This is a genomic window from Caballeronia sp. LZ065 (assembly GCF_031450975.1).
Taxonomy (GTDB): Bacteria; Pseudomonadota; Gammaproteobacteria; order Burkholderiales; family Burkholderiaceae; genus Caballeronia.
This window is the reverse complement of sequence record NZ_JARUXV010000003.1, coordinates 38,988-55,687: the sequence shown is the minus strand read 5'-3', so window position 1 is coordinate 55,687 and position 16,700 is coordinate 38,988. Positions and strand designations below refer to the sequence as shown.

17 protein-coding genes are annotated in these 16,700 nt (G+C 66.1%); 12 read left to right on the top strand and 5 right to left on the bottom strand.

Annotation, left to right across the window (positions count from 1 at the left end; translation table 11 throughout):
• Window positions 1-127: 127 nt before the first annotated feature.
• The 7 genes from QCE63_RS20545 (at window position 128) to QCE63_RS20515 (ending at window position 7,295) form a co-directional block, all read left to right on the top strand.
• Window positions 128-907: a DUF1295 domain-containing protein gene (locus QCE63_RS20545; protein WP_309835593.1), complete on the top strand. Its 780-nt coding sequence runs from the start codon at window positions 128-130 to the stop codon at window positions 905-907.
• 28 nt (window positions 908-935) lie between these two features.
• Window positions 936-2,057 carry a cyclopropane-fatty-acyl-phospholipid synthase family protein gene (locus tag QCE63_RS20540; RefSeq protein WP_309835590.1) on the top strand — a complete coding sequence of 374 codons (1,122 nt, stop codon included), beginning with the start codon at window positions 936-938 and terminating at the stop codon, window positions 2,055-2,057.
• A complete protein-coding gene (locus QCE63_RS20535) occupies window positions 2,054-2,650 on the top strand; it encodes a lipocalin family protein (protein ID WP_309835588.1) in 597 nt (198 codons plus the stop codon). The genes QCE63_RS20540 and QCE63_RS20535 overlap by 4 nt, the downstream gene beginning before the upstream one ends.
• Window positions 2,651-2,722: 72 nt before the next feature.
• Window positions 2,723-4,024, top strand: coding sequence for an FAD-dependent oxidoreductase (locus QCE63_RS20530; RefSeq protein WP_309835586.1), 1,302 nt, complete (start codon window positions 2,723-2,725; stop codon window positions 4,022-4,024).
• The gene (locus QCE63_RS20525; RefSeq protein WP_309835584.1) at window positions 4,021-4,809 is read left to right on the top strand and encodes a DUF1365 domain-containing protein; all 789 of its coding nucleotides are present in this window, start codon (window positions 4,021-4,023) and stop codon (window positions 4,807-4,809) included. Before QCE63_RS20530 ends, QCE63_RS20525 begins: the two co-directional genes overlap by 4 nt.
• A complete protein-coding gene (locus QCE63_RS20520) occupies window positions 4,806-6,017 on the top strand; it encodes a cyclopropane-fatty-acyl-phospholipid synthase family protein (RefSeq protein WP_309835581.1) in 1,212 nt (403 codons plus the stop codon). Before QCE63_RS20525 ends, QCE63_RS20520 begins: the two co-directional genes overlap by 4 nt.
• 234 nt (window positions 6,018-6,251) lie before the next feature.
• Window positions 6,252-7,295: a sensor domain-containing diguanylate cyclase gene (locus tag QCE63_RS20515; protein ID WP_309835579.1), complete on the top strand. Its 1,044-nt coding sequence runs from the start codon at window positions 6,252-6,254 to the stop codon at window positions 7,293-7,295.
• A gap of 12 nt (window positions 7,296-7,307) precedes the next feature.
• Here the strand turns inward: QCE63_RS20515 and QCE63_RS20510 are convergent, their stop codons facing one another.
• The 3 genes from QCE63_RS20510 to QCE63_RS20500 form a co-directional block, all read right to left on the bottom strand.
• Entirely contained in the window at window positions 7,308-8,009 is a 702-nt protein-coding gene (locus QCE63_RS20510) for an SDR family NAD(P)-dependent oxidoreductase (RefSeq protein WP_309835577.1), read from the bottom strand.
• 33 nt (window positions 8,010-8,042) lie between these two features.
• The gene (locus tag QCE63_RS20505) at window positions 8,043-8,420 is read right to left on the bottom strand and encodes a potassium channel family protein (RefSeq protein ID WP_309835575.1); all 378 of its coding nucleotides are present in this window, start codon (window positions 8,418-8,420) and stop codon (window positions 8,043-8,045) included.
• A gap of 77 nt (window positions 8,421-8,497) precedes the next feature.
• Window positions 8,498-10,060: an MFS transporter gene (locus QCE63_RS20500; protein ID WP_309835573.1), complete on the bottom strand. Its 1,563-nt coding sequence runs from the start codon at window positions 10,058-10,060 to the stop codon at window positions 8,498-8,500.
• A 102-nt stretch (window positions 10,061-10,162) separates the two neighbouring features.
• Between QCE63_RS20500 and QCE63_RS20495 the strand changes: the two genes are divergently transcribed.
• Window positions 10,163-11,035 carry a LysR family transcriptional regulator gene (locus tag QCE63_RS20495; RefSeq protein WP_309835571.1) on the top strand — a complete coding sequence of 291 codons (873 nt, stop codon included), beginning with the start codon at window positions 10,163-10,165 and terminating at the stop codon, window positions 11,033-11,035.
• Window positions 11,036-11,044: 9 nt separating this feature from the next.
• Here the strand turns inward: QCE63_RS20495 and QCE63_RS20490 are convergent, their stop codons facing one another.
• Window positions 11,045-12,271, bottom strand: coding sequence for a polysaccharide pyruvyl transferase family protein (locus QCE63_RS20490; RefSeq protein ID WP_309835569.1), 1,227 nt, complete (start codon window positions 12,269-12,271; stop codon window positions 11,045-11,047).
• A 97-nt stretch (window positions 12,272-12,368) separates the two neighbouring features.
• On the opposite strand from QCE63_RS20490, the gene QCE63_RS20485 reads away from it, so the two are divergent.
• Window positions 12,369-12,536: a hypothetical protein gene (locus tag QCE63_RS20485; protein ID WP_309835567.1), complete on the top strand. Its 168-nt coding sequence runs from the start codon at window positions 12,369-12,371 to the stop codon at window positions 12,534-12,536.
• Window positions 12,537-13,001: 465 nt separating this feature from the next.
• Here QCE63_RS20485 and QCE63_RS20475 read toward each other — a convergent pair whose 3' ends face one another.
• Window positions 13,002-13,478, bottom strand: coding sequence for a glycine zipper 2TM domain-containing protein (locus QCE63_RS20475; protein WP_309835565.1), 477 nt, complete (start codon window positions 13,476-13,478; stop codon window positions 13,002-13,004).
• 178 nt (window positions 13,479-13,656) lie between these two features.
• On the opposite strand from QCE63_RS20475, the gene QCE63_RS20470 reads away from it, so the two are divergent.
• The 3 genes from QCE63_RS20470 to QCE63_RS20460 all read left to right on the top strand — a co-directional run bounded on the left by QCE63_RS20470 (window position 13,657) and on the right by QCE63_RS20460 (window position 16,232).
• Window positions 13,657-14,427 (top strand): hypothetical protein, encoded by a 771-nt coding sequence (locus QCE63_RS20470; RefSeq protein ID WP_309835564.1) that lies wholly within the window; start codon window positions 13,657-13,659, stop codon window positions 14,425-14,427.
• Between the two features lie 222 nt (window positions 14,428-14,649).
• The gene (locus QCE63_RS20465) at window positions 14,650-15,918 is read left to right on the top strand and encodes a PQQ-dependent sugar dehydrogenase (protein WP_309835563.1); all 1,269 of its coding nucleotides are present in this window, start codon (window positions 14,650-14,652) and stop codon (window positions 15,916-15,918) included.
• Window positions 15,915-16,232 (top strand): cytochrome c, encoded by a 318-nt coding sequence (locus QCE63_RS20460; protein WP_309835562.1) that lies wholly within the window; start codon window positions 15,915-15,917, stop codon window positions 16,230-16,232. Before QCE63_RS20465 ends, QCE63_RS20460 begins: the two co-directional genes overlap by 4 nt.
• Window positions 16,233-16,700 lie beyond the last annotated feature (468 nt).

Sequence of the window (16,700 nt, the reverse complement as noted above, 5' to 3'; positions counted from 1 at the left end):
CGCAAAGGCATCACATTCAAAGCCGCTTGCACGGGAGACGTCGAGTTTTCGTTCGCCGGCGGCGAGCCGCATCCAGCAGCGCCCGGCATCCGTATTGCTCAACACGAGCATCGATACGGACTCGCCCATGCCCTTCATCGTCACACTCTCCATCGTGGTCGTTGGACTCGTGCTGGTCTTTTCAGCCGCGTGGCTCCAGCAACTGCGCACCGAAAACGCCGGCATGGTCGATCCTGTCTGGGCCGCCACGCTCGGCATCGTCGCGCTGTTCATCGCCGCGAGCGCAACGGGTGCGCCGCTCAACCGCGTGTGCGTCGCGGCCGGCGGCCTGCTTTGGGGCGGGCGGCTTGCGCTGCACCTGTGGCGCCGCAATCACGGCAAGCCCGAAGATCCGCGCTATCACGCGTTTCGCGAGCGTTGGGGCACGCGCGCCGCACGCAACATGTTCTGGTTCTTCCAGTTGCAGGCCGTCATCTCGATGCTGCTCGCGGCCGCGTTCTTCGTGCCCGCCTATGCCGTCGAGCCCGCGAGCGCCGGGAACATCGTTGCGGCCATTGCGATCTGGATCGTCGCGGTCACGGGCGAAGCAATGGCCGACAAGCAGTTGAAACGCTTCGCCGCCAATCCGGCTCATCGCGGCAAGGTCTGCCGGGAAGGCTTGTGGCGTTACTCGCGGCATCCGAACTACTTCTTCGAATGCGTGCACTGGCTTGCCTACACGGCGCTGTCGATCGGTCTGCCGTGGGCGTGGGTCACGCTCGCACCGCCTGTGCTGATGGCGTGGCTGCTCCTGAAGGTATCGGGCATTCCGATCCTCGAAGCACGTCTCGCCGTGACACGCGATGGCTATCGCGACTACATGCGCACCACGAGCGTGCTGGTGCCGTGGCCACCCAAACGCGCCTGACAGAGCCTGACAGGGAGACCCCTACACGATGACTTCCACCGCTCCGGAACCGCACACGCTTACTCAGGCCATGCCGGCGCTGGACGAAAACTGGATCTTGCGGGCGTGCGAGCGCGGCTGGGTTCCCGATGTGCTGATGCGCGCCGGCATGCGCGCGCTGATGCGCCGCCGTCTCGCCGACGAGCACGCCGACGACCCCGCCATGCGCGCGCAGGCCTTCGAGCGCTTCGTGAGCGAGTTGCGCGCGAGTCCCATCGCCATCGAAACGCAGGCTGCCAATGCGCAGCATTACGAGTTGCCGGACGCGTTCTTCGAGGCGCATCTCGGCGCGCGCCTGAAGTACTCGTGCAGCTACTATCCGCGCGGCGACGAAACCCTGCCGCAAGCCGAACAGGCGATGCTCGAACTCTATGCGGAGCGCGCCCGTCTCGCCGATGGCCAGCGCATTCTCGATCTCGGCTGCGGCTGGGGTGCGCTTGCGCTGTGGATCGCCGAACGCTATCCGCGCGCGCAGGTAGTGGCGCTCTCGAACTCGCATGGTCAGCGCGCGTTCATTGAGGCGCGGGCACGCGAGCGCGGCATCGGCAACTTGCGCGTGGTGACGGGCAATATCGTCGATTTCGAATTCGACTTCGCGAGCGACGCCGATGCACCGTTCGACCGCATCCTTTCCGTCGAGATGTTCGAGCACATGAAGAACTACGGACGCCTGCTTGCCAAGATCTCACCCTGGCTCGCCGCCGACGGCCTGCTGTTCGTCCATCTGTTCGCGCACCGGACGCTCGCTTATCACTTCACGTCGCGCGACGGCAGCGACTGGATGTCCCGCTACTTCTTTACCGGCGGCACGATGCCGTCGGCGTCCCTGCTGCGGCATTTCGACGACGATCTGCAAGTCACGCAGCAATGGTGGCTGGACGGCACGCACTACCAGCGCACCGCCAACCAGTGGCTCGCCGCCCTCGACGCCGCCCGCCCCCGCATCATGCCGATCCTGCACGACGCCTACGGCGACGCCGCCGCCGTCTGGTTCCAGCGCTGGCGCATGTTCTACATGGCGGTCGCGGAACTCTTCGGCTACGCGCGCGGCAGCGAATGGGGCGTCGCGCACTATCTGCTCGAAAAACCTGTCGCGGAGGTCAGATCATGAAGCGTGCGCTCATCGTGGCGTTGATCGGAGTGGGCGTGGTCGCGGCCGTAGCGGCCTGTTCCAGCCCGCCAAACCCCAATCCGCGCGCGGATCAGCCACTCCAGACCGTGCCTGTCGAGCTGCCGCGCTACATGGGGCGCTGGTATGTCATCGCGAACATCCCCTACTTCGCCGAGCGCGATTACGTCGGGACGCACGTGGAGTGGTCGCTGCGGCCGGACGGCAAGATCGACGATATCTTTCACGGCCGCAAGAATGGCTTCGAAGAAAAGGAAACGACGCATCATTTCGTCGACACGGTGAAGCCCGGCAGCAACGGCGGCGAGTGGAGCGTGCAGCCGTTCTGGCCCGTGCACGTGACTCAAATGACGCTGTATGTGGACCCTGACTACCGCTACACGATTCTCGGCTACCCGAACAAGAAGCTCGGCTGGATCTTCTCCCGTGAGCCGACCATGAGCGACGACGTCTACCGTTCGCTGCTCGCCCGCCTCGACGCGATGGGCTACGACACCGCGCGCTTCCGGCGCGTGCCGCAATCGCCCGGGCAGATCGGGCAGCCGGGCTTCCAGAGCCCCGGCCAGCGCGATTAGACCCGGATGCATCCGGACACGAAGCTGCCGCGTATCTGTGACAAGAGCATTGCGCGCGAGGAGACCCGCTGCATGAAGCCATCGACAGAAGCAGGACAGCGCATCGCGGTGATCGGCGCGGGGATCGCCGGTCTCGCGAGCGCGTACCTGCTGGCGCGTGCGCATCGTGTGACGCTCTTTGAATCCGCCGATTATCTCGGCGGCCATTCCCATACCGTGGACGTAACGCTGGACGGCGAGCAGCATCCCGTCGATACGGGATTCCTGGTCTTCAACGACCGCACTTATCCGAATCTCATCGCGCTGTTCGACGAACTGGGGGTCGCCGCGCACCGCACCGAAATGTCGTTTTCCGTGTCGCTCGACGGCGGGCGCTTCGAATGGGCCGGCACCAACCTGAACACCGTGTTCGCGCAGCGGCGCAATCTGTTCTCGCCGTCGTTCATCGGCATGTTGCGCGACATCCTGCGCTTCAACGCGTCCGCGCCCCGGCATCTGGAGCACGCGAGCGCGAACCGCTGCTCGATCGGCGAACTGCTCGCCGAGCACGGATACGGTGCGCCGTTCCAGCGCCGCTATCTGCTGCCGATGGCCGCCGCGATCTGGTCGAGCGCCGCCGGCGACGTCCTGCGCTTTCCCGCCGCCACTTTCTTGCGGTTTTGTCTCAATCACGCGCTGTTGCAGGTGAACGACCGGCCGCCGTGGAAGACCGTGGCGGGCGGCGCGCGCGACTATGTGCGACGCATCGCGGCCACGCTCGACGACGTGCGGACGAACACGCCGGTGCGCGGCGTGCGGCGCGACGACGAGGGCGTCGTGGTGATGACGGATGAAGGCGGTCCGGAGCGTTTCGATGCCGTCGTGCTCGCCACGCACGCGCCGACGAGCCTGCGTCTGCTCGACGACGCCTCTCCCGCCGAACGCGCGCTGCTCGGGGCGGTGCGCTATCGGCGCAATGTCGCGATGCTGCACACGGATCCGGCGTTGCTGCCGCGCCGTCGCCGGGTGTGGTCGGCGTGGAATTATCTCGGCGGCGCGCGCACACGCGGCGCCGATGAACACGCCGCGCCGGTCTGCGTCAGCTATCTGCTCAATCAGCTGCAGCCACTGCCATTCTCGACGCCGCTGGTTGTCACGCTCAATCCCGTCGATGAACCCGCGCCCGGCACGATGCTCGGCTGCTACGACTATGAACATCCGCTGCTCGACCTCGCGGCCATCGACGCGCAGGCGCATCTGCCCGCCCTGCAGGGCACGCGCCGCACGTGGTATGCGGGCGCGTGGACCGGCTACGGGTTTCATGAAGACGGGCTGAAGTCGGCGCTGCGCGTGGCGCGCGACTTCGGCGTGACGCCGGCATGGGCGCAACCATGACGACGGCTTGCCTGCTGACAGGCCGCGTGATGCACGAACGGCTGCGCCCGGCGCATCACCGTTTTGACTATCCGGCGTGTTACGTGGAGTGCGACGTCGCCGGGCTGGATGCGCTGCAAAGCGGCTGGTTCGGCATCGACCGGACGCGGCTCTTTTCGTTGTTCACGCGCGACCACGGTCCGCGCGACGGCAGCAATCTCGAGCACTGGATGCGCGCGCGTCTGGCCGAGGCCGGCATTCCCGCCGATGGCGTCATCCGGCTGCTGACCATTCCGCGCGTATTCGGCCATGGCTTCAATCCGGTCAGCTTCTGGTTCTGCCATGACCAGGCGGGCGCGCTGCGCGCGCTTTACGCCGATGTGCGCAATACCTTCGGCGAGCATCGGGGTTATTTGCTGAGCGCGCCCGATCATGCCGCCATCACGGCGGGCACGGAGCTGACGTGCCGCAAGACCCTGCACGTTTCGCCCTTCTGCGACGTCGCCGGCGACTACACATTCCGGGTGCGCCGGCGCGGCGCGCATCTTTCGCTGGCCATCGACTATCGCGACCCGGACGGACTGCTGATCCGCACGGTCTTGAGTCTCGATGCACGGCCGCTCACCGCCGCGCTGGCATGGCGCACGCTGCTGCGTCAGCCCTTGCTCGCCGCCGGGGTCATCGTGCGGATTCACTGGCAGGCGCTCAGGCTCTGGCTCAAGCGCGTGCCCTTTCATGGCCGGCATCCGCCGAGTCGAGCCGATCCAAACCATACGAACGAATCCAACAACAAGGTCCGATCATGAATCTGCTGCGGTCATTTTCCGCGCAAACGGCCATGCCGTTCGCCGCGCGCTGCTTCCTCGGTCTGCTGCGGCGCATTCGCGTCGGCCATCTGGTGCTCGTAACGCCAGACGGCGATCGCTGCGTCTTCGGCGACCCGTTGATGCAGCCCGCCGCGCGACTCTACATTCATGACTGGCGCGCCTGCCGGGCGATCCTGCGCGCGGGCGACATCGGCTTTGCGCAGGCGTATCGCGACGGCTGGCTCGACACGCCGGACCCGTGCGCCGTGCTGCGCCTCGCGCTCCGCAACGAAGCGGCGCTGCAACGCACGGTGGTGGGCGGCGCGCTGGCGCAAGGGTGGAACACGCTCCGGCACCGGTTGCGCCTGAACACGCGCGCCGGCAGCCGCCGCAACATCCACGCGCATTACGATCTCGGCAACGACTTCTATGCGCTCTGGCTGGATCCGACGATGACCTATTCGAGCGCCTGCTTCGAAAGCGACGCGCATGGTTCCCTCGTGGCGGCGCAGGAGCGCAAGTACCAGCGCATTATCGAGACGCTTGGCTTGCGTGCCGGCATGCAGGTGCTCGAAACCGGCTGCGGCTGGGGCGGCTTCGCGCGCCACGCGGCGCGCCAGGGCATTCACGTGCACGGCGTAACGATTTCGCCCGCGCAACATGCCTGGGCGCTCGAACAGACCCAGCGCGAAGGTTTGACCGGTCTCGTCGAGTTCGAACTGCGCGACTACCGCGACCTGCACGGCCGGTATGACGCCATTGTTTCCATAGAAATGTTCGAGGCCGTAGGCGAAACGTACTGGCCGGCTTACTTCCGCATGCTGCGGCGCTGCCTGAAACCGGGCGCGCAGGCGCTGGTGCAGTCCATCACCATTCGCGATGCCCACTTTCCCGCGTACCGCGCTTCAAGCGATTTCATCCGCGAGAGCATTTTTCCCGGCGGCATGCTGGCCAGCCCGGAACGCTTCGTTCGCGCGGCACAGCGCGCGAAACTCGATGCACACGCCACGCTCTCGTTCGGCGCGGACTACGCGCGCACGTTGCGGCACTGGCGCCGCGCGTTCGACGCACGCGCGGACGCGGTGCGCGCGCTGGGCTTCGACGAATCCTTCATGCGCACATGGCGCCTCTACCTTGCTTATTGCGAAGCGGGCTTCGAAGAAGGACGCACGGATGTCATGCACTTCGTGGTGTCGCACGAAGCGTGACACGCCGAAGCGAAGCGTTCGAGAGAAAAAAACGGGCCCCGCGTGAGCAGGGGCCCAAACTCGAGACCACCTTTGTGTAGCGTGAGCTACGGGAGGAGCATAAGCAGACCTGCGCCGACTTCCCATTGGCAAATTCCGAAAGCGGGGCCGCCAATGCCGGAAACTTCAGAACGTTGCCGCCCGTGCCGATAAGACACAGAACAAAAATAACCGGCTTCGACGCCGACCGACACGATGACTTCCGATTCCTCCCACGGCCCGCTCCAGGCCGCTTTCCTGCGTCACGAAGATTCCCTTGCGCCGTCCGGGCACGCGCTCGGCGAGGACGACCACGCGGTGTACCGCACGCTGCTGGAATCGACCAAGGCGATTCCCTGGAAGATCGATTGGGCGACAATGGCGTTCACCTATATCGGCCCACAAATCGAGGCGCTGCTCGGCTGGGCGCCCTCGACGTGGAAGACGGTGACCGACTGGGCCGAGCGCATGCATCCGGACGACCGGGAAGCAGTGGTCAATTTCTGCGTCGCGCAATCGCAGGCGGGCACGGATCACGAAGCCGACTACCGCGCGCTCACTCGCGACGGCGGCTATGTCTGGCTGCGCGACGTCGTGCACGTCGTGCGTAAGGCGAATGGCGACGTGGAAGCGCTGATCGGCTTCATGTTCGACATCAGCGAACGCAAGCGCACCGAGGAAAAGCTTGCGCAGATGCAAGCGGAACTGGAGCGTCTTTCGTTCAGCGACAGTCTCACGGGCGTCGGCAACCGCCGCCGCTTCGACGACGTGATGGCGCGCGAATGGGAAGCCGCCGGCACGTCGGGCAAGCCGCTGTCGCTGGTGATGATCGATATCGACTTCTTCAAGTCTTACAACGATTATTACGGCCACCTGCAAGGCGACGCGTGTCTGCAACGCATCGCGCGCGTGCTCGGCGAAGCGGCGGGTCCGCAGCATTTTCTCGGACGCTTCGGCGGCGAGGAGTTCGCGCTGATTCTCGCGGATACCGATGCCGAGACCGCCATGCGCATCGCCGAGCGCTGCCGCGCGATGATCGCCGACGCAGCCATCCCGCACGTGCGCTCGCCGCACAACCAGCAAGTGACGGCGAGCTTTGGCGTCGGCACGGTGGTGCCGGGCGAGCGTATCGACGTGACCACGTTCATCAATCTCACTGACGCGCAGCTGTATCAGGCCAAGGACAACGGCCGCAACCGCATCGCGGCGGTGGACCGCGCGGGCATGCAGGGCGAAGGCTTCAAGGCGCAATCGCGCTGATTCAGCCCGGTTTCAAACGCGCCCGGACACCGGAATCGCCGCGCCCGTGATGCATTGCGCATCGCGCGACAGCAGAAACGCGATCACCGCGCCGAGTTCGTCCGGCTTCACCCAGCGCGAGAAGTCGGCGTCGGGCATGTCGCGGCGATTGGGCGCGGTATCGATGATCGACGGCAACAGCGCGTTCACCGTGATGCCGCGATCCTTGAGCTCTTCCGCCAGCGCTTCGGTCAGGCGGATCAGCGCGGCCTTTGACGCCGCATACGCGCCCATGCCCGCCCCCGCCTTCAGCGCCGCAAGCGCGCCGAGATTGACGATGCGCCCGTTCTCCTGGGCACTCAAAGCATCGAGCGCCGCCTTCGACGCGTTCAGCGCCGTCTTCACGTTGACATCGAACAGGGTCTGCCAGGTGTCGACGCTGCCGTCCGCGATGGTTTCCCAGCGGAACGCGCCCGCCACGTTCACGAGCGCATGCAGGCCGCCGGTCTGTTGCACGATGCGCCCGATGGCCTCGCGTGCTGACTGCGCATCCGTCAGGTCGATGCCGGTGACGATGCATGCGTCGGCGAGTTCCACGGGCAACGGCTGCGCGCTGCCGCTCTTGCCAATCAGCGCGATGCGCGCGCCGCGCCCGGCGAGCACGCGCCCCGTCGCGAGTCCGAGGCTGCCGAAGCCGCCCGTGATGGCGACGGTCTTTCCTGCGAGGCTGTCCATGGCGATATCGCTCCGTTACACGTGATGGAAACGTCACGCGCGGGCTTGCTGCGTCGCCCGCTGGATGGAGAATACCGCCGCCGCCGTGATCACGCCCATGACGAGCACGCCGAACATGCCGATCAGCACGGCCAGCGCGCGTCCGAGACCGGTGGTCGCGATCACGTCGCCATAGCCGATGGTCAACGCCGTCACGCCGCAGAAATACACCGTCTCCCCGAACGACGTTTTCAGGTGCGTGAGCGTGTCGATGGGTGCGCCGAGGTAATGCATCGCCACGCAAAGCGCGACGAAGATCAGCAGGAAGGTCGTGAACAGCGAACGCAGATGCCAGAGCGCGCGCATGAATTCGATCGTCACGCGACGCGAATTGATCGTCTCTGACTTCAGAAGTTTCGTTATGCCGTTCATGGGGAGACCTGCACGGTATGCGCGCGAGGCTCCCATCCTACTCGTGCGCAGCGTTTGGCCGGAAGAAGCGTGCCCGATTATTCAGACACGGCTGATTGAGGCTTTCCAGCAGCTTTCGCCTGCGTGTCGCTTCGCGTGATGCCGGCAAGCCACCACACCGCCGCCGCAACAATCAGCGCGCAGGCGCCGGCCACGCCGAGCGCCGCCGAGAAGCCGCTCGCGAAACTCTCGCGCGCAATCCGCACGACCACAGCCCCCGCCGCGCCACCCAGGCTCGCGCCCGCGTGCGCGAGATCGCCCGCCAGCAGGCGCGACAGGAACGTGTCGTCGAGCACGGTGCGGGCATCGGCGAGCGCGAACGCGTGGGCGTCGAGCGCGGCGTGCGTGCGCGTCGCCAGCACGGCGCCCAGCACGCCCACCGAAGTGACGATGGCGGTAAAACGCGTCGTCGTGCTGATGCCCGAGGCCATGCCGGTCCGGTTCGGCGGCACGCACGCCATGATCGCCTTCTGGGTATCGCCGTTGAGCACGCCCGCGCCCAGGCCGGTCACGATCATGCCCGCCGCGATCAGCCCGTAACTCGACATGCCGGCGAACAGCGCCGTCAGCAGGTTGCCCGCGCCGATGGCCGCGAGACCGAGGGACAGCAGCGTCATCGCGGGCACGCGCCGGCTGAGCGCCGCGCCGATGCGCGGCCCGATGACCATGGCAATCGCGAACGGCAGCATGCCGATGCCCGCGCGCACCGCCGGCAGCCCGAATGCGTTTTGCAGATAGAGCGGCAGGAACGTCATCATCACCTGCGCGCAGGCGGCGTAACCCGCCATCGCGAGCACGGCGGCGACGAAGCGCGGCTGGCGGAACAGCGTCAGGTCGATCATCGCGTGGGCGCGGGTGCGCTGCACGCGGACGAAAAGGACAAACAGCACCGCGCAGGCGGCGAACCGCGATTCAGTGCGCCAGTCGGCCCAGCCGTCCGCCTGCGCGTCGATCAGCGCCCAGATGCCGAGCGCCAGCGCGGCGGCAAACAGCGCGCTTCCCGCCAGATCGAGCGGCCCGGCGTGCGGGTTGCGCGACTCGCGAATGCCGCGCCACGCGCAGACCGCCAGCACCGCGCAGATCGGCAGGTTCATCAGGAAGATCCAGCGCCAGCCCGCCCATTGCGTAATGACGCCGCCGACAAGCGGCGCAATGGTCGTCGACACGCCCATGCAGGTGCCCCACACGGCCCACGCGCGGGCGCGCGCCGCGCCTTCGTGGAACGTGTTGGCGATGATCGCGAGCGCAGACGTGAGCAGCATCGCGGCGCCGACGCCCTTCGCCGCGCGGGCGATATTCAACGCCGCCGCCGATGGCGCGAACCCGCAGCCGAGCGACGCGAGCATGAAGACGGCCAGTCCGGCGATCAGCAGAGTCTTGCGGCCAACGCGGTCGGCCAGCGCGCCGGCCGGCAGCAGGCAGGCGGCGAACGCGACCATATACGCGCTCACGACCCATTCGACCTCGGCGAAACCAGCGTGGAAATCGCGCGCGATGGACGGCAGCGCCACCGCGACGACGTTGGTATCGAGCGTGATGAGCGCGCAGGTCGCCGATGCGGTCAGCAGGACGAAACGGGGATTGCGGATCGTGTCGGACATGGACGGTGCAGGAAGGCCAGGTTCCCGACGATGCTAACGGCGACGGTATTTCCTGTCATTGACATAGAATCTCGACTTAATTACTGAATTCTTGAACAGAACATGCCTGTCGAACTGCGTCATGTGCGCTGTTTTCTGAGCGTCGCCCGGCACTTGCACTTCTCGCGCGCCGCCGAAGAACTCGGCATCGCGCCGCCCGCACTCACCAAGCAGATCCAGGAAGCGGAGCGTCTGCTCGGCGCCCGGTTGTTTCACCGCACCAAGCGATCGGTCGCGCTGACGGCGGCCGGCGAGGCTTATCTCGGCGAAGCACAGAGCGCGCTGGCGCATCTCGCGCGCGGCGCGGAGCGGGCTGCCCTCGCGGAACGGGGCGAACTGGGGCGGATCGTCGTCGGGTACGTGGGCTCGGCCGTCTATGCAGGCGTGCTGCCCGCCGCCGTGCGCGAATTTCGCGAGCGCTTTCCGCTCGTGGAGATCGGCATCGAGGAGATTGTCATGCGCGAAGCGGGCGCGCTGCTGCTCGAGGGACGCATCGACGTCGCCTATGTGCGGCCGCCCGTGCCCTGGCCCGAAGGCGTGGAACTGCGCACGGTACATCGCGATACCTTCCTCGTCGCCCTGCCCGGCGATTCGCCGCTTGCCGCCTTCTCCACGATTTCGCCCGCGCAGTTGAAGAATCAGTCGTTCGTCGTGCCGGAGCAGGAGTCCGGCACCCTCGAAGTGGCGCGGCGCGGACGCTTCACGGCGCGCGTCGTCGCCCAGCCCGGTACGCTTGCCGCCGTGCTCGCGCACGTGTCGCTTGGCGGCGACGTCGCGGTCGTGCCGCGCTCGCTCGCGCAGTGCATGGTGGTGCCGGGGGTCGAGTACCGGGACATCGCGGGCAAGCCGGTGCCCTCCGAAGTGGCGATGATGTATCGGCGCTTCGAACGGGCGCCAGCCGTCAAGGCGTATCTGGACTTCACCGAACAGCCGTAGCGGCTTGATTTACAGGCGCGGTGTGAGGTCGTCGAACGCCTGACGGTACGCTTGCGCGAGCGTCGCCGCATGTTGCGCGAGCGTCTCGCGGTCGGCCTTCAGGGCTTCCAGCATGGCGTCGCACAGGTGTTCGACAAGTTCGACGCCTGCATTGCCCTGGTCCCACGTGGATGCATACGCGCGCTGCTTGTCGGCTTCGGCTTCGGCTTCGGCTTCGGCTTCGGCTTCGGCTTCGGCGTGACGCATGTTCATGCGCGGCAGGCCATACGCCATCGCGATGATCCGGCCGTGCAGGCTGCTGCCCGCGTAGCCTTCGCTCTTCGCAATCAGCGCGCAGATATCCCATACGTTCAGCGACGCGAGGATTTTCACCGTCCTGCAGTTCATGCGGCGCACGGTCCGCTCATAGACCGCGAGATCGTCGTGCCAGGGCGCGGCGCCCGCGCGAAATAGCACGATGCCCCTGCCGCACACTTCGGCCAGCCGGTCCAGCTGCCGGGCGATGCGGGCCAGTGTGGCGTCGTCGCCGAAATCCGCGCTGAACTGCACGGCGAGATATCCCTGCGGCAACGCGCTTTGAATCGCGACAACCTCGCCGCGATTCGCGTGCGCCTGAATGCGCTCGTCGAACAGCGCCGCGATCAACGCAACCGGATCCGGAATCAGGCGCGCCTCGATGCCCGCCAGCCGCAAGGCGGTTTGTGTATGCGCGTCGCGCACGGCGAGCGCGTCGGCGCCGCGGAGCTTGTCGAGCACTTCGCCGTGCATGGCGGGAGCGAGCGACTCGAGCTTCACGCCGCCGACCGCATTGCAGACGATCGACGCGGCGTGCGGAAACGTCTCGTGTCCGATCACGTAGGGCGCGCAAGCGTCAATACCAAGCTTCGTGCGCGCCCACGCGCGACGCTCGGATTCCCGCATGCCATGCCGCGCGATGCAGCGCTGCGTTTCGCCCGGCTCCGTCAGCATGATCGCGGCCTGCCAGGCATCGCAGGTCAGCAATTCGCCGCCGGCGTGAATCACGGTCACGGGTTCGTCGCGCCAGCGCGCGGCCACCTCGGCAAGCGCCGCCACCGCATGACCGCCGCTGTTACGCAGATCGCGTTGCGCGAGTCCGGCGAACACGATCTCGATCGCGGGCGCGCGCTGCGTCAGCAGCCGCGCGACGACGTGTGCGAACAGCATGTCGCCGGCGTTGTGCCGGTCGAAGGCGCCGAACAGAATGACTCGTTTCATGGTCCTGTCGATGGCAGCATCCACGATGCCAGGCGCTCACGCACGCCTAACTCTCGACACGCACACTGCCCTCACACGTTGCCTCACCGAGGGAATCATGAAGATCGAACCAACAGCCGTCGCCGCAGGCTCCTTGCTCGCTGAACCGTCGAATCGTGAAGTTCAGCCCGAGGAAACCGCGCGCGACGATGCCCCTTCAATGGATGCGATGCGCTACGAAGACTTGCTGCCCTACCTGCTCCTGCCGATGGCCGGTGCGTACTGACGACGGCGTCCCCCGCGAACTTCATCACACGGACAGCTGGACGCGCGGGCAAACGCCGCGGCGCGCCCTTCCGCCTCAATACGCGCGACGCCGGCAAGCCTGCCGCGCGTGCGGTCTCACTGCTCAGCGACGCAGCCCTCGCTGGCGCACAAACGTCGCTTCACGACCCTGTCTGCGTGCCATCCGCCCGGCGCAACCTCCGAATAACTGACGCAAAAAGCCAGGCAGAGCGCCTCATCGACGCCCCATCTGGCTTTTTCGTTCGTTCGCTTCCAGAAGGCGTCAGCCGCGCGCGCTGGGAATCTCGGCGCCGCGCGGCGACGTATCCCGCGCGATCGGCTCAATGCCATGTTCCGCGGCGTAATCAGGTCCAACCGGCAAGGCAGAACAGCGCCGGCACCTTGCCCGACGCTGCCTCGTTCCGCAGAAAGACCGGGAAGCGCATCGGCAGGCCGATGCTTCGCGTCAGCTCGTCACGCGGGTAATCCCGCCGCTCGACAGGAGCCGGACCCGTTCGCCGGCATAGAACATCTGGCCATCCGCGGCCTGCGTGATCGCGCGCAGATCGCCATTGTCCAACCGCACGGTGATTTCCAGCCCCTTCTGCTGTTCCAAGCGGTTCTGCACCTTGTCGCCCGCCACCGCGCCCGCGATACCGCCGATCACGCCCGCCAGCAGCGAGCCGTGTCCCTCCCCGATCGCGCTGCCCGCCACCGCGCCGAGCACGCCGCCGCCGAGCGCGCCGAGCACGGACGGTTGGCCATTGCTATCGTCGATCGTCACGCCGCGCACGCTTTCCACGGTCGCCATCCGCACCGTCTGTTCGCGCTGCGTCTGCATGCTGTCGTAGATATCGGCGGAACTGCCCATCGAGGCGCAACCGCTCATGCCCACGGTGCAGACCAGCGCCAGTGCACACACGGCGACAGTCGACTTGTTCATTTCTCACTCCTCACTCAGGCAATGTCTTGTTGGGATCGGCCCGTGTTGTGAAGCCCCGGTGCCATGAAAGATATCCTAAGCATGCTGAATGAGTTGGAAATGAGCCCGCGCGCCGCGCTTGACCTGCTTGATTGAACCGCTTATACAGGACACTCATCGCCCGCGACCGGAGTCTTTAATGAAAAGAATCGCGATTCCCCTCGTGCTTTGCGCCGCCACGCTCGCCGCCTGCTCCACCGACGGCAACAATTCGGCTTCCGGCGCCGCGCCGACGCCCGGCACGGTCACGACCATCTTCTCCTCCGGCGGCGTCTACAAGGGCTCGCTCACGGGCAGCACCGCCGAGGCCACGCTCCTGATGCTCTTCGACGGCACCGCGTATCTGTTCTACGGCGGCGCGGGCGGCACGGGTCTCGCCGGCGTCGCGGTGGCCGCGCACGGCACCCAGACCAGCGACGGACGTTTCACGAGTTCTTCCGCATTCGACTATCGGCTGGGCGCGCAAGCGGCGTCGCCGGTCACTTTCAACGCGGATTTCGCGCATGCACCGGCGGTCGACGGCAGCGTAGTGAACCGGAACGGCAGCGCGAGCCTCGTCTACGCGGCGCGCGCCATGCCGATCCTCGATGTCGCCCCGACCCGCGCCAACGCGGGCGGCCTCTACAGCGGACGCGGCATGTCGCTCGGCGGGGCGACGCAGACCCGCATCACCGTCGCCGGCGACGGCTATCTCGCCGGCACGACGACCAGCGGCTGCATCTTCAGAGGCACGACCGCGCCCCATGAAGGCGCGAACGCCTACGACGTCTCGGTGACCTTCGGCCCCGCGCCCTGCCCGTTGCCGGACGCGACGGTAACCGGCAACGCCATTCTCGACGGCGCGCGGCTGCTGGTCGCGTTGCCGAGCCCGGACCGCTCGGACGTGTTCCTCTTCGACGGCCGGAAATAGCGGCCGCACGCTTCGCTCACCGTTCGGGCGAGTGAGTTTTCAGGAGTGAGTTTCACCGCAGGCAGCGTCGTGGCGTTCGCGTCCTTTGCTTCCAGGCCGGGCGCTTCGGCGAAAGTAGTCGTGCTGTTCAAGGCACCATCCAAAAGCTGTTTTCGCTTTGCATGGATCCGGCCAACGGCGTGAGCCGCCGAAGCCGGTCGACACCATCCAGGAGACAACCCGATGAACGCAACGCTCAAGCTCGTGCCGTCCGCCGTCGCCGTCCTGTTCGCTTGTCTGCCGCTCGCGCACGCGGCACAGGACAACGTCAATGCGCTGTCCAACTTCCGTCAGACCGGCACGTCGGCGCCGGCGGAAACGATTCCCCAGTCCGGCCCCACCGCCGACGCGCTGCGCAAGAACCTCGAGCAGATCAAGCTGCCGCCGGGCTTCAAGATCGAGTTGTATGCGGTGGTGCCGGAAGCGCGCGCCATGGCGATCGAGCCGTCGACGGGCGTCGTGTTCGTCGGCACGCGCAAGAACCGCGTGTGGCAGGTCACCGACCGGACGCATCAGCGCGTGGCGAGCGATGTCGCCCAGTTCGCTTCATCGGTGACGTTCAAGGTACCCAACGGCGTGTGCTTCTCGCCGGACGGGGTGCTTTACGTGGTCGAGCAGAACCGGGTGCTCGCCTTTCCCGCGGCGCAGTTCTTCGGCGAAGGCGGCCCGGACGTCGCGGCGGCGGTGGTCTTCCCGCAAGGCAAGCTGATTCCGACGCAGTTCGAAAGCTTCAATCACGGCGCCCGCTACTGCCGCGTGGGCCCTGACAAGAAGCTGTACATCGCGCTCGGCCAGCCGTGGAACGTGCCGCCGAAGGACAAGCTCGCCGACCTCGACCGCAATGGACTGGCTGGCATCATCCGCGTGGATCAGGACGGCAAGAACCGCGAAACCTATGCGCATGGCGTGCGGAATTCGGTCGGCCTCGACTTCAATCCGAAGGACAAGACGCTTTGGTTCACGGACAACCAGGTCGACGGCATGGGCGACGACATTCCGCCCGGCGAGTTGAATCACGCGACCAAGGCGGGCGAAAACTTCGGCTTCCCGTGGTATGGCGGCGGCAAGGTGCGCACGGTGGACTACAAGGATCAGAATCCGCCGGCGGGCGTCGTGTTTCCGCAGGTCGAGTTCGCGGCCCATGCCGCCGACCTCGGCATGTCGTTCTACAACGGCAAGATGTTTCCGCAGAAGTATCAGGGCGGCATCTTCGATGCTGAGCACGGCTCGTGGAACCGCACCAAGCCGATCGGCGCGCGCATCATGTTCGTTCCCATCAAGGACGACGGCACGGCGGGCGACGCGGAAGTCTTCGCGGAAGGCTGGCTGACGCCGAACGGCGAGTACATGGGCCGTCCGGTCGACATGCAGACCTTGCAGGACGGCTCGCTGCTCGTGTCCGACGACTACGCGGGCGCGATCTACCGGATCTCCTACACGGGTGCGAAGTGAATGCGGCGCTTACGGCCGTGTTGCTGGCAGGCGTGCTGGCGGCGCTGTCGCAGCCGTCGTTCGCCGCCGGCGATATCAAGGCGGGACGCGCGAAGGCGGCGCAGTGCGCGGCGTGCCATGGTATCGACGGCATGTCGAAGCTGCCCGAGGCGCCCAATCTCGCGGGCCAGACCGAGGAATATCTCGTGAAGGCGCTCAACGACTTCCGGTCGGGCGAGCGCAAGAACGAAATGATGACGATGGTGGCCAAGCCTTTGTCGGAGGCGGACGTGGCGAACCTCGCGGCCTATTACCACAGCCTTGGAAAGCCCTGACGGCCGCCGCCGCTGAATTTTTTTCGCTCAGGGGTTGACGTCAGTACTTAAGGGTTTATACTTACACCTGTCTCCTCCATGTCTCAACCGATGTGGATTCAAGCCCGCTCACTGAAGCGGGCTTTTTTTTCGCCTGCGCGCGCCCAGCGCGTTGCGAGCGGCGCGTACATCGTCTCTCCGCCGCGAGACACTTCCAGGTGATACCACTCGCGAAACCATTATTCAGCAGAGTCGAACGTTTCGACATTTTGAGATAATGGCGCACGTCATGAATTGACGAATCAAATATAAGCCGGGCGGTCCACAGCAGCGATCTTAATCGTTCGACATTTCAAAACTCGCGTCTCGCATTTTCCGATCGATCTCCACAGTTCCGCAGATTCGGCCATACGCGAACTGAAACTCTGCTTGCGAAAACAAGTGCCCTCTTTATGCTTGTCATGTCTCGCGACAGAGTCTCCGGCCCGC